We start from the raw sequence: 12,767 nt of genomic DNA on the forward strand, positions 1-12,767 counted from the left end.
CCGTCAGGCCTTGACCAGCGTGACGCCGTGGGTGGCGCACCGGGGCACGTCCTGTCCCACGTGCCGCCGCCACCAGACCACGTCCCCGCCGACCGGACAGACGAACCGGGGGCCCGGCCGTACCGTCTCCCCGTCTCCCGCGGGTCCCGGTGTCGCGGGACCGCGGGTGCCCGGCGGGACGAAGTCCGGCGGCACACCGAACTCCAGGAACTGCGAGACCCACGTCTCCGTGACCGGATTGCCCTCCAGGACGCCTCGGACCCGATCCACGGTGTGCGGCTCGGTGCTCCTCCCCAGCAGCCGGGCGAGTTCGTCGTCGACGCGTGCGGCCGACCCTGGCGAAAAGGAGAGCAGGTCAGGGAGGTAGGGGCGAATCGCGCGAGCGGCGTCCAGGATCCCTGCCGGGTTCGGATCGTCCGCAGGCGGAGGGGCGTCTTCGGTCGGCACCACCTCAGGGTGCCACACCCGCCTTGTCGGCAAGGGGAGTTGACGTCGCGCGCACCGACCGCTCAGGGAGTTCCCGACTTCGAATACACCACAGGCATCGCCCTTGCTACGGTCGTTGGACCACGTGCCGGTCACACGCAGGCGTGGGCGGGGCCGTGCCCCGGGGGGACGAGTTCGCGCGGTGGGGTGTGATGGAGCCTGAGAGTGTCCTGGCGGCGGCGGCGGCGCTGCTGACCGAACTGGGGGAGGCGACCGGACTCCGCAAGGATCTCACCGCGATCCTCGCGGACCATGACGGGGCCGACCTCGAAGCGGCCGCCGACGACGTGGTGAGCGCGGTGCTGGCGCATCCCGAGGCCGTCATGCGCTTCGAGGAACTGCTGGAGCCGCCGGAGGGCCGCCGCGCCGAGGTTCTCTCCGCAGCCGGGCCGGCGGCCCCGGCGCCGGCCCTCGACAGCGCGGCCGACCCCTCGGTGTGCTGCGGGTATCCCCGCATCGAGGCTCCCGGCGAGGTCGTCGCGGGCTGGGAGTTCAGCATCGTCGTGGGGCTGTCGCCGGAGATCATCGGTTCCGTGGTGGGCAGCCCCGTGTACAGCGACGGCGTCTGCCGGCCGCTGACCGTCACCGTGCAGACCCTCGCCGAGGGGTTCACCCTCGTGGAGGGGGACTGGACCGCGGACCTGCGCGTCACGGAGACGGAGCGCTATCCGTCTCACGTACTGAGAGTGCGCGCCGATACCAGGGGGCGCCGGGTCCGGTCCGGGACGCTGCACGTGGTCTACAGCGTCGCCGGGGAGGTGGTGGGACTCGGAGTGCGGTCCATCGCCGTCGTCAGCGACCCCACCGTCCTCGGCGTGTGCGCGGAGGCGACGAGCGGCCCACCCCGGGCACTGCTGCTGCCCCGGGGTGACGAGCCGGCCGACCTCACCGTCACCATCCTCCCGTCCGAGCGTCCCGGGCGCTTCCTCTTCCAGTACCAGTCGCCCCACGTCCGCGTGCCCGGGCTCCCGGACGAGTGCTTCGTCGGCGAGGACGCCCCGCAGTACGCCATCTCCCTGATCAACAGGATGGCGAGCCGCAAGGGACGGCCCGATCTGATGGCCTTCATGACGGGGCTGGGCAAGGAGATCACCGATGTGATGCCCACCCGTCTGTGGCACGTGCTCGCGAACGTGGCGGAGGCCGTGTCGCCCCGGGTGCCCACGGTGTTGCTCCAGTCCGCCGAGGCCTACATACCGTGGGAGCTGGCCGTCGTCCCGGACACGTTGTCCGGCGACCGCCCCGCGTTCCTCGGCTGCCAGGTGACGCTGGGGCGCTGGGTCCTCGCCGATCGGCGGATCACGGTGCCGCCGCCGATGGTGGTGCGGGCCGCGTCCATGACGGTGATCTCCGGTGTCTACCGGACCGATGGCTGGCAGCGGCTGCGCGATGCCGAGTTGGAGGCCGCGACGCTGCGGGCCAGCTACGGTGCCACCAGCGTGGAGGCGAGCCTCACCGATGTCATCAGTTACTTCCGCGACGGACCGGTCGCCGGGATCGTGCACTTCGCGGGACACGGCCAGCACACGGAAGGCGGCTGGGACAACGGGCTCGTGATGGTCGACGGGATGACGCTCGATCCGACCACCGTGAAGGCGTACGACTTCCCCGGTGAGACCTTCGTCTTCCTCAACGCCTGCAAGGCGAGCGCCGTGCAGGGGGTGTTCGGCGGCTATGCCGGGCTCGTGCAGGCCTTCCTCTACGTCGGAGCCTGTGCGGTCGTCTCGCCGCTGTGGTCCCTGGACGACAGGGACGCGCGGTGCCTCGCCCTGGCCTTCTACCATCGCGTGCTGCGAGGTGAAAAGCCCGCGGAGGTGATGCGCTCGTTGCGTGCCGCGGCGAGGGACGACGCGGATCTCGCGTCCAGTGCGCTGGCGTACCAGTTCTTCGGGCACCCACACATGCAGGTCGAACGGGTCGGCCAGTTCTGCGCCACGGGGGGTGATGCGGCGTGAGCCGGAAGAGGCGTGACTCGCGACCGGGGCAGGGCCCGGCCGGAGGGCCCGGCGGGGGCACCTCATCGGGTCCCAGGGATCCCGAGCAGCTCGTGGAGGAACTGCGCTCCCGCCCGCACGACAGCGCCGAGGAGGCCCTCCGACTGGTGCTGGAGATCACGGCCATCTGTGCGGAAAGACTCCGCGCCGCCGAGTCCGCGTCGGGCGTCGACGAGGCGCTGCGCAACCTCGAGCGCACGGCGCAGACGTTTCCCGACGGGCCCCTGCACCACTACTTCGTCTTCGCCTCCGCCGTCGCGCTCCTGGAGGCCTTCAAGATCCGCCGCGACCCCTCCTACCTGGCGCGTTCGATCGACGGTCTACGACGCGCGGAACACGACATCGCCTTCGAGTTCGGTGCCGTACTCGCCCGCTACACCCTCGCCAATGCCCTGCTGACCGCGTTCGAGGCGGGTGCCGCGGAGGAGTCCGCGGTGGAGGAGGCCATCGGGCTGCTGTCCTCGGCCCTGCGGGAGCGCGATCCCCGCCACCTGCGCCGGACCGACCTGGTACGTCTGCTGGCCGTGGCACAGTCCATCCGATACCGGTCACAGCGTGGAGAACGCACGGCGGCGCAGGAGTTCCGTTCGGCCCTGTCCCAGCTGACCCGGCAGCGCGCCCGGGAGACCAGGGCGTCGGCCCGGTGGCGGGATCTGGCCAACACCCAGGGCTGGATGCTGCTCATCAGCTTCAACGTCGAAGGCCGGCAGGACGACTTGGAGGAAGCGGTCCAGGTCCTGCGCGAGGCGGCGGACTCCGACGTCACGGAGCGCGCCCACGTCTTCCTGGTCGAGGACGTCGTCCCGGACACGAGACGCAATCTCGCCGAGGCGCTGTACAACCGGGCACTGCGCGATCACCGGTCCCAGGACCTGGACTCCGCCGTGCACCTCCTCCAGACGGGGCTCCTCGACTGCCGGCCGGCCCAGCGCCCGGACCTTCTGCAGTTCCTCGCCGATGCCAGTATCGTCCTGTACGACGCACGGGGTGACAGGAGCGACCTCGACCGGGCCGTCTCCGCGGGCGAACTGGCCCTGGGAGTGCTGCCGCCGGCCAGCGGTTCCCATACGGCCATGCTCGGTTGGGCCGCCGGGCTGCGCTCGGCTCTCCATGTCAGGACCGGCGAACGGGCCCACATCGACCGCTCGGTGGGGCTGTGGAGGGAGGCCGCCCTCGCCGCCGAGGCACAGCAGAACAGCGGGTCCGAGCAGCTGAGGGCTCTCGGGGACTGTCTCATGCTGCGAGTCCTCGAGCACCCGCCGGCCGACCCGCGACAGGCGTGGGAACACCCGCTCGGCGACCTTCCCACCGCGCTGGCCGCATTCGACAAGGCGGCACGCCTCGCCCCTGCCGAGTCCGAGGAACGCCATCAGGCTCTGCGGCATGCCATGCTCGCCCTGATCCACTACGGGATGTCCAGCGGGGACGCCACCGCCCTCGAGCAGGCCTGTCACCTCGGCGAGGACATCCTGCACGAGAGCTCCGGACCGGTGCACCGCACGCAGGTCGGGCTGCTCTGCGCCCAGGCGCGGTCCGCCCTGGCCGAACTGGCCGGGGAGGCGGGTACCGGGAAGCGGGCGCTGCTGCGGTATCTGGCTGCCGTGGAGCGCGACGAGGTGCCGCCGGAAGCGGCGCTCGGGCCCGACAGTGCCATCGTCGGCGATCTGGCTCTGGAGTCGAACGACTGGTCGCGGGCTGTGACGGCCTACCTGCGAGTGCGACGCGGCGGCGAGCAGCCACGTGCCGAGTCGCGGCCGGGGCACACCACGCTCCGGGCACATGTCAAACGGCGTGCCGGTACGGGCATCGCGTACGCCTATCTACGGCAAGGACGACTGGCCGAGGCGTTCCTCGCGCTGGAGGAGGTCTGCTCCAGCGTGGAGTCGCTCGGTTCGGCACTGCCGTGGGGCACCGAGACGCGGTTGGTGCCACCGGCCCCTGTGGAGGACGTCCGGCGGCGGCTGGGCGATCAGCAGATCGTGCATCTCTTCACGACCGTCGAGGGCGGTGCCGCCCTCATCACGGACAGGGACGGGGTGCGCTCGGTGCTTCTGTCCGACTTCGACGCCCGGCGCGTGAACGACCTGTCGCGGCGCTTCCAGTCGGCGGCCGCCGAAGGCCGGAGATCGATGCGGTGGGCAGGCGTGCTCGAGGAGACATGCGCCGAACTGTGGAGCCGCTGTCTCGGCCCGGTGGCGCGGGCGGTGGACCCGGAGCGGCCCGTCGTCCTCGTCCCGACCGGGCGTCTCCGGCTGCTGCCGCTTCACGCGGCCTTTCGGCAGGACACCGCCGAACCCGCCAAACGCCGCTATCTCCTGGACGAGTGGCTGCTCAGTTACGCGCCCAGCGCCTCCTGCCTGGCAGCTCCCCACTCACCGCGACCGTCCCGGGTCGGCGTGCGGATCTACGGGTGCGCATACGGAACCGAAGCGGCGGCGTCGCGCTGGCCGCGGCACGACGATCTGTGGGACGGCATCCTCGACCGGGCCTCGATCCCGGACGTACTCAACAGCGAGAGCTGTGTCGTTCACTTCACCGGACACGGCAGTACCAACCCCCTCTCGCCTCTGGACAGTTGGATCAGTCTGGAGGACGGACGCCTCACGGTGCGCGGCATGCTCGCGCAGGGCATCCGATCGCCTCTGATCATCCTGTCGAGCTGCGACAGCGGAACCTACGGCGCCACCGCCCTCTCGGATCCCGTTCCCCTTCCCTACTCCCTGGTGATCTCGGGAGCGAAGGGATGCGTGGCCGCGCTGTGGCAACCGGGAGATCTCGCCGTACGTCTGCTGACGACCCTGTTCTACGAGGAATGGGAGTCCCGGTCCCCCGCCGAGGCCCTCCGCCTGGCCCAACTCCGCCTCCGTGACATGACGAACGAGGAACTCGTCACCCACATGCCGGAACTGGCCGGCACCGCCCCGCAGTCGGCCCGGTCACGGGCGAGGTGGGGCCGCATCCAGCCCTTCTCCGGCATCGGCCACTGGGGAGCCTTCCTCTACGCCGGAAGCTGACCGCCTCGCGGAGGGCCGGCGGCTCCCCGGCGTGCGACGACGCAGCCGGGCGGCCGTGCCGGAGGGATCCGGTGCGGCCGCCCGCTCGCGTGTGACGGATGCTCAGCCCGAGGCGCCCGCCGGGGTCGTCGTGGTGGTGAAGCCCTCCTTCTTGTTGGCCGCGAGGGCGAAGTCGTTGGTGAACGTGGTGCCCAGGTTCACCTTCGACGTCGCGTGGCCCACCAGCTCCTCCGTGGTCAGGACGTTCTTCGGGCCGCCGGCCGGCATGACGCCGTCCGGGAGGAACTGACCCTTGTCCTCGGTCAGCGCCGAGATGTAGTCGGCCTTGGTCACCAGCTGGTTCTGCACGAACGACTGCGGCAGCTTGTCGGCGATGTCCGCCGCGCTGTGCTTGTCGATCCAGTGCATGGTGGCCACCAGCGCGTCGACGACCCTCTGCACCGCGTCCTTGTGCGCGTTCACCCACTCGGTACGGGCGATGACACCTGCGGCAGGCCAGGCACCGCCCGTCGCCGCCGTGGCGCCCGAGGTGGTGGCGACATCGACCGCCGAGTAGCCGACGCCCTTCTTCTCGATCGCGGCGACCGTCGGCTGCGTCGTCATCACACAGGCCACCTTGCCGTTCTGCAGCGCCGCGATGGCGGTGGAGCCCGCGCCGACCCCGATCCGGTGGAAGTCGCTGGTCTTGACGCCCTTCTTGGCGGCCAGGAACTGGGTGAGGGTGTCGGTGCCCGAGCCGAGATCGGTGACGCCCAGCGTCTTGCCCCTGAAGTCCGCGGCCGAGTGCACCCCGCTCTTGGTGGCGCACATCTCCCGCTCGCCCGGCGCGCCGGACAGCTGGACGACGTCCTCCACCGCCTTGCCCTTCACCTGGAAGTCGATCGTGTGGTTGTACCAGGCGCCCGCCATGTCCACCTGCCCCGAGGCCATGGCGTCCTCGGCGCCGGTGCCGCCGTCCTGCTCGGTGCTCAGCACGACGTTGACGCCGTACTTCTTGTAGAAGCCGAGGTTCTGGGCGAGCTGGTACGGCAGGTAGATCTGCTTGTCGATGCCGCCGACCATGAGCCTGACGGTCGGCGTGCCGCCGGAGCCGCCCGAACCGGAGCCGGCGGAGCTGCCGGAGCTGCTGGAACACGCGGTGGTCGCGCCGAGGGCGAGGACGGTGACGAGGGACGCGGTGAGGGTTCTGTTGAACATGGCGGCTCGATTCGTTTCGTAGGACGGAAGTGACGGAGGATCAGAGGGAGTTGGCCTCGGTGGGGGCCGGCGGGCGCCAGGAGAGCAGCCGGTGCTCGAGCTTGCCGATCAGCCACTCCGCGCCCAGCACGATCACCGCGATGACGAGCATCGTGGCGAACACCCCGTTGGGGTCGAAGTTGTTCTGCGCGGTCTTGATGACGAGGCCGAGGCCGCTCTGCGCGCCGAGCACCTCGCCGACGAGCGCGCCGACGATGGCGAACCCGAAGGCGCTGTGCAGGCTCGCGATGATCCAGGTCAGCGCGGACGGCACGATGACGTGCCGGATGATCTGCAACTGCGAGGCGCCGAGCACCCGGGCGTTGGCGAGGATGTTGCGGTCGACCTCGCGGACGCCCTGGAAGGCGTTGAAGAACACGATGAAGAACACCAGCACCGCGGCGAGCAGGATCTTCGGGGTGACGCCGATACCGAAGGCGACGATGAAGATCGAGCCGAGCACGATGCGCGGGATCGCGTTCACCATCTTGATGTAGGGGCCGAGGACGTCGGACAGATAGCGGCTCTGCCCGAGCGCGACACCGAACACAATCCCGGTGACGGCACCGACGGCGAAGCCGGCCAGGGCCTCCTGGATGGTGGTCCAGATGTTCGCGTAGAAGGACCCGAACTCGGTGCCGTTCTGGAAGAGGTCGACCAGCCGCCTGGCGATCCCGGACGGCTGCCCGAAGAAGAACGGGTCGACGATGCCCCAGGCGGTGAACGCCTGCCAGCCGCCGACGACGAAGGCGGCGAGGCCGATGCGGCCCGCCCACACCAGCGTCACGCGGCGTCGTGCGGCCCGTCTGGCCGCGGCCGCGGCCGCGGCCTGCCCGCCGTCGGCGACCGGGACGGCGGAAGCGGTGGACGTGGTGCTCATGCCTTTCCTCCTGCGGTGCGTGCGTAGGCGCGCTCCACCTCTTCGCGCAGCGTGTCCCAGATCTGGTGCTGGAGTTCGATGAAGCGGGGCTGGTAGCGGATCTCCTGGACCGAGCCGCGCGGCCGCGGCAGGTCGATGTCGAAGACGGCCTTGACCGAGCCGGGGCTGGACGTCATGACCACCACCCGGTCGGCGAGGGCCACGGCCTCGTCCAGGTCGTGGGTGATGAAGATGACGGAGGGCCGGATCTGCTCCCACAGGTCCAGCAGCTCGTTCGACATGATCGCCTTGGTCTGCACGTCCAGGGCGCCGAACGGCTCGTCCATGATCAGGATCTTGGGTTCGTTGATCAGCGCCGCGGCCATTGCCACGCGCTTGCGCATTCCGCCGGACAGCTGGTGCGGGTAGCGGTCCTCGAACCCGGCGAGGCCCACCCGGCGCAGCCAGTCCCGCGCCGAGGCCTGCGCCTGCTGCTTGGGCACACCGCGGAAGACCGGGCCCATCAGCACGTTGCCGAGGACCGTCTTCCAGGGCAGCAGCGCGTCCGCCTGGAACATGAAGCTGACGCCGTCGGTGATGCCGTCCACCGCACGGCCGCCGACCTTCACCGAGCCCTCGCTGGGCCGGTCGAGACCGGAGACCATGCTCAGCGTGGTCGACTTGCCGCAGCCGGTGGGACCGACCACGGCGCAGAACTGGCCCGGCTCGACGGTGAACGAGACGCCTTGGAGCGCCGTGAACACCTCACCGGCAGGGGTCAGGAATCGCTTGGTGAGCCCGGAGATCTCGATGCGCGCGTCCCCGCGCTCTGCTGCACCGGCGATCGGGCTCTTCGCGACGTCGTTGCGCGAAGCCATGTGAGGCCGTCTCCTTCCACACCTCGTGGGGTCGAGGAAGGCAGACGCTAGAGGTCACCCGGTGTGACGTCGCTGTTTCCCAGGTATCTCGCGAAAGCCGCGTTGACCGGGGTTCTGCTCATTCTGCTCAGTGACACGGGGGTGGGCAGGATTTCGGCCATCAGGCACAATCACGCCACCACGGGTTCGGCGCACGGCCGGCCCGGCACCACCCGGGACGGAGGCGAAGAGGCACCTGTGACACCCATCCGTCAGTGGATCGGGCGCGGCGGGAGGAGGAGACTCTCCGCGCGGATCCTCGCCAGCCAGCTCGTCATCCTGGCGCTCACCGGCGCCATCGGATTCGTCCTGTTCGCCTTCGCCCAGCGCTCCGCACTCGACGGCACCTACGAGGAGCGGGCCGTGGCGATCGCCCAGACCGCTGCCGCGGACCCGCAGATCCGGCGGGCGATGGAGGACGGCGACGACGGCCACACCGTGCAGCGGGTCGCCGAACGGATCCGCCGGGCGTCCGGGGCGTCGTACGTGGTGGTGATCGACCTGCACGGCGTCCGCCACTCCCACCCCATGCCACGCCTGGTCGGCTCGCCCGTGGCCGAGCCGCTCGTGGTGCGGGACGGCAGGCCGCACGTCGGCACCGACCAGGGCGCCACCGGCCGGTCCGCCAACGGCAAGGCCCCGCTGTACGGGCCGACGGGCACGCTGGTCGGCGAGGTGTCGGTGGGCATCCCCGAACACGATGTGCTCGGCGAGCTGTGGCGCGAACTGCCCACCTTCGGCCTGTACGCCGCGATCGCCACCGCGCTCGGCTGCGCGGCCGCGTATCTGCTGGCCAGGCGGCTGAAGCGGACCACGTTCGGGCTGGAGCTGGAGGAGATCGCCGGACTGCTGCAGGACCGCGAGGCGATGCTGCACGGCATCCGCGAGGGCGTGGTCGCCTTCGACCCCGACGGCCGGATCACCGTCGTGAACGACGAGGCCCGCCGGCTGCTCCGCCTCGGCACCGCGCTCGGCCGCACCGTCGAGGAGGTCCTCCCCGACGGGCGGCTGCGCCGCGCCCTGGACGGCACCCTGACCGGCACCGACGTCAGTGTCCTGACCGACGAGCACTGCCTCGTCGTCAACCGGATGCCGGTGACCCTGCACGGCCGGGAACTCGGTGCCGTGGTCACCGTGCGTGACCGCACCGAACTGGTCGGGCTGCTGCGCGAGCTGGACGCCGTGCGGGGCCTGACCGACGCCCTGCGCGCCCAGCAGCACGAGTTCACCAACCGCATGCACACCCTGGCCGGTCTGCTCGACATCGGGGAGTACGACGACGCCTACGAGTTCGCCGTGGGCGCGGCCGGGGCCGGACAGGCCCTGTCCGAGTCCGTGCGCAAGCGGATCGGGAACTCCCTCATGGTCGGGCTGATCGTGGCCAAGACGACGGTCGCCGCCGAACGCGGCGTCCGGATCGAGCTGACCGACGACTCGGCCCTCGGCCAGGACCCGCCGCACCTGCACCGGCTGCTGACCATCGTCGGCAACCTCCTCGACAACGCCGTCGACGCGGCCGGCGAGGCTCCGCGCCCGGCGGGCGGCCGTGAGGTGCGGCTGACCCTGACCGAGAGCCGCGGCGAGGTACGGGTCCGGGTCGCGGACACCGGCCCGGGCATCCCGCCGGACACGGCCGAGTCGATCTTCGAGGACGGCTGGTCCACCCGGCCGGACCGGGGCACCGCCCGGCGCGGCCTGGGGCTGGCCCTGGTGCACCGGCTGGTGCAGCGGCACGGCGGCACCGTCACGGTCAGCGAGGGACCCGGCGCCGTCTTCACGGTCGTGCTGCCCCTGCCCGAGACGGCCTCCGCGCCGCGGGGCGCACTGTTCACCACGGCGTTGCCGGTGGGAGGCGAGCGCTGATGATCCGAACCCTGGTCGTGGACGACGACTTCCGGGTGAGCCACATCCACAGCGAGTACGTGAGCCGTGTCGAGGGCTTCCATGTGGTCGGCGAGGCGGCGACCGTCGCCGAGGCGCTGGAGGCGGTCCGGACCCTGCGCCCCGACCTGCTGCTGCTCGACGTCTTCCTGCCGGACGGCAACGGGCTCGACGTGCTGCGCCGGCTCTCGGGGGACGAGGGCGGAGCCCGCCCCGACGTGCTGATGATCACGGCGGACCGGGACATCGAGTCGGTGCGCGGCGCGATGAAGCTCGGTGCCGTGGGCTACCTGGTCAAGCCCTTCGGCTCGCCCGACCTGTGCGAGCGGCTCACCGCCTACCGGGAGCTGCAGCACCGCGTGGAGGTGCTCGGTCCGGCCGCCGAGACCGAGCAGGCGGACGTGGACGCGCTGTTCAGCGCCGCCCGGCCGCCCGCCGTCCCGCGGGTGCCGGCCAAGGGACACTCGGCGCCCACCCTGACCCTGGTCCACCAGGCGCTGCGCGCCGCGCAGGGACCGGTCTCGGCGGCCCAGGCGGCCGAACTCACCGGCGTCTCCCGCGCCACGGCCCAGCGCTATCTGTCGTACCTGGTCAAGGAGGGCATGGTCCGCCTGGAACTGCGCTACGGCGCGACCGGGCGCCCGGAGCACCTCTATCGGATCGTCTCGTGAAGCACCGCTGCGGGCTCGCCACGGTCCGAGCGGGCGTGCGGCCTGCGCCGCCCGTCACCCCCCGGCCGGTGACTCACGCCGCGGCCTTCTCCGCGGGCCGACGCTGCCGGCGCGCCGCCATCACCGCGTGGACGAGGATGCCGGCGAACAGGAACAGCACGCCCTGGTAGACCGCCGCGTAACCGGCGCCCGCCATCAGCCAGACCGAGAACACGGCCGCGATCACGGTGATCACCGAGTCCCGGACCAGCCGCGACCGGTCCACCGACCTGCCGGAGACCAGGTGGAACAGCTGCGCCGCCGTCGCCAGCAGGTACGGCACGGTCGCGGTGAAGGTGGTGACGAGGACCAGGACGTCGAAGACCTTCGCCGAGCCCGACAGGTAGTTGTAGACCGTGAGCAGGGACGACAGGACGACCGTGACGGCGACGCCGACCGTCGGCACGCCACGGCGGCGGCGCGCGAACGCGGCCGGGAACAGACCGTCCCTGGCCGCCGCGTACGGGGTCTGGGCACTCAGCAGGGTCCATCCGTTGAGGCAGCCTGTCATCGACACCAGCGCCGCCAGCGCCACCGCCGTACCGCCCCAGCCGCCGCCGAACATGACGTTCACGGCGTCGGAGAAGGGGGCGGTGGAGGTGACCAGCCGGTTGTGCGCGACCGTGCCGAACACGGACAGCGTGCCCAGCAGATAGACCAGTGCGGCGCCCGCGGTACCGATCACGGTGGCCCGCCCCACGTTGCGGCGGGCGTCCCTGACCTCGCCGGCGCTCACGGCTGCGGACTCCACCCCGAGGTAGGAGAAGAGCAGCAGGGCGGCGGCTGCGGAGATCGCGCCGACGGCGCTGTGCCCGCCGGCGTTGAACGGCCCGAGCCGCGAGGGGTCGAAGAAGAACAGCCCGCCGACCGCGACGAGCAGCAGCGGCACGAACTTCAGGACGGTCGACACCAGTTGGACGGCGCCCACGTACCGGGTGCCGGCGAAGTTGGCGAGGGCCGGCAGCCACTGCAGGGCGAGGGCGGCCAGGCACGCGGTCCCGTTGTGCTGGCCGACCGGGATCAGCACGTCCAGGTAGCCGACGGCGGCGACGGCGAGCGCCGCGTTCGACACCCAGGTGGTGATCCAGTACGCCCAGGCGGCGAGGAAGCCGGCGAAGTCGCCGAAGGCCTCGCGGGCGTAGACATAGGGGCCGCCTGTGCGCGGGTCGCGTGCGGCGAGTCGGCCGAAGACCAGGGCGAGCGCGATGGCGCCGACGGTCAGCACGCCGAAGGCCACCAGGCCGACCGTGCCGTACGGGGCGATGGAGGCGGGGAGCAGGAAGATGCCGCCGCCGATGATGTTGCCCATGACCAGCGCGGTCGCGACCGGCAGGCCGAAGCGGCGGGCATGCTTGCCGGGGGTGGCCTGGACGTCGCTGACGCCGTTGGAGTCGCGAGGGCCCGCGGCGACGGCCGTGAGGTCCTCGGTGGGGGCCGGAGCCGGCTGCGGGGCGGTTCCGGTGACGTGCATGGGTGGTGCGCCTCTCGTCGAACAGGTGTCCCAGGATCGCCGGGACGCCGCCATGGTCCGGTATGCACCTGCTCACCGCAAAATCGCCGTTCCATGTGCCGCCCCGGGCGGCCGATCGCAGAAAAAGGGCACTGGTGCGGCCCTTGCGCCGCAAAATGTTCACCGTGCCTGATCCGCGCCCTCGGGCGCAGTCGTCCTA

The 12,767-nt window shown here is 71.3% G+C and carries 9 protein-coding genes; 4 read left to right on the forward strand and 5 right to left on the reverse strand.

Annotated features, from left to right (window positions below; translation table 11 throughout):
* Positions 1 to 3: 3 nt before the first annotated feature.
* Positions 4 to 447 carry a hypothetical protein gene (locus AC5WRT_RS36910; RefSeq protein WP_496101025.1) on the reverse strand — a complete coding sequence of 148 codons (444 nt, stop codon included), beginning with the start codon at positions 445 to 447 and terminating at the stop codon, positions 4 to 6.
* Positions 448 to 638: 191 nt separating this feature from the next.
* On the opposite strand from AC5WRT_RS36910, the gene AC5WRT_RS36915 reads away from it, so the two are divergent.
* Positions 639 to 2,441, forward strand: a complete 1,803-nt coding sequence (locus tag AC5WRT_RS36915) for a CHAT domain-containing protein (RefSeq protein WP_496098500.1) — start codon at positions 639 to 641, stop codon at positions 2,439 to 2,441.
* A 92-nt stretch (positions 2,442 to 2,533) separates the two neighbouring features.
* Complete coding sequence (locus AC5WRT_RS36920) at positions 2,534 to 5,494, forward strand: CHAT domain-containing protein (RefSeq protein WP_496098501.1); 2,961 nt, start codon at positions 2,534 to 2,536, stop codon at positions 5,492 to 5,494.
* Positions 5,495 to 5,596: 102 nt separating this feature from the next.
* On the opposite strand, the gene AC5WRT_RS36925 is transcribed toward AC5WRT_RS36920, so the two are convergent.
* From AC5WRT_RS36925 to AC5WRT_RS36935, 3 genes are read right to left on the reverse strand one after another with little or no spacing between them, the layout of a single operon-like run.
* On the reverse strand, positions 5,597 to 6,691 hold the full coding sequence (locus tag AC5WRT_RS36925; RefSeq protein WP_496101026.1) for an ABC transporter substrate-binding protein: 1,095 nt from the start codon (positions 6,689 to 6,691) through the stop codon (positions 5,597 to 5,599).
* A 40-nt stretch (positions 6,692 to 6,731) separates the two neighbouring features.
* Positions 6,732 to 7,610: an ABC transporter permease gene (locus AC5WRT_RS36930; protein WP_496098503.1), complete on the reverse strand. Its 879-nt coding sequence runs from the start codon at positions 7,608 to 7,610 to the stop codon at positions 6,732 to 6,734.
* The gene (locus tag AC5WRT_RS36935; protein ID WP_496098504.1) at positions 7,607 to 8,467 is read right to left on the reverse strand and encodes an ABC transporter ATP-binding protein; all 861 of its coding nucleotides are present in this window, start codon (positions 8,465 to 8,467) and stop codon (positions 7,607 to 7,609) included. The genes AC5WRT_RS36930 and AC5WRT_RS36935 overlap by 4 nt, the downstream gene beginning before the upstream one ends.
* A gap of 237 nt (positions 8,468 to 8,704) precedes the next feature.
* Between AC5WRT_RS36935 and AC5WRT_RS36940 the strand changes: the two genes are divergently transcribed.
* Both AC5WRT_RS36940 and AC5WRT_RS36945 read left to right on the forward strand, forming a co-directional pair.
* Positions 8,705 to 10,369, forward strand: coding sequence for an ATP-binding protein (locus AC5WRT_RS36940; protein ID WP_496098505.1), 1,665 nt, complete (start codon positions 8,705 to 8,707; stop codon positions 10,367 to 10,369).
* A complete protein-coding gene (locus AC5WRT_RS36945; protein WP_496098506.1) occupies positions 10,369 to 11,058 on the forward strand; it encodes a response regulator in 690 nt (229 codons plus the stop codon). The genes AC5WRT_RS36940 and AC5WRT_RS36945 overlap by 1 nt, the downstream gene beginning before the upstream one ends.
* A 73-nt stretch (positions 11,059 to 11,131) precedes the next feature.
* Here AC5WRT_RS36945 and AC5WRT_RS36950 read toward each other — a convergent pair whose 3' ends face one another.
* On the reverse strand, positions 11,132 to 12,568 hold the full coding sequence (locus AC5WRT_RS36950) for an amino acid permease (RefSeq protein ID WP_496101027.1): 1,437 nt from the start codon (positions 12,566 to 12,568) through the stop codon (positions 11,132 to 11,134).
* Between the last annotated feature and the right edge of the window lie 199 nt (positions 12,569 to 12,767).

Source organism: Streptomyces sp. NTD91 (assembly GCF_059510455.1).

Coding starts and splice junctions, on each gene's coding strand:
- AC5WRT_RS36915 (WP_496098500.1), top strand. CDS start 639: ATGGAGCCTGAGAGTGTCCTGGCGGCGGCGGCGGCGCTGCTGACCGAA.
- AC5WRT_RS36925 (WP_496101026.1), bottom strand. CDS start 6,691: ATGTTCAACAGAACCCTCACCGCGTCCCTCGTCACCGTCCTCGCCCTC.
- AC5WRT_RS36930 (WP_496098503.1), bottom strand. CDS start 7,610: ATGAGCACCACGTCCACCGCTTCCGCCGTCCCGGTCGCCGACGGCGGG.
- AC5WRT_RS36935 (WP_496098504.1), bottom strand. CDS start 8,467: ATGGCTTCGCGCAACGACGTCGCGAAGAGCCCGATCGCCGGTGCAGCA.
- AC5WRT_RS36945 (WP_496098506.1), top strand. CDS start 10,369: ATGATCCGAACCCTGGTCGTGGACGACGACTTCCGGGTGAGCCACATC.
- AC5WRT_RS36950 (WP_496101027.1), bottom strand. CDS start 12,568: ATGCACGTCACCGGAACCGCCCCGCAGCCGGCTCCGGCCCCCACCGAG.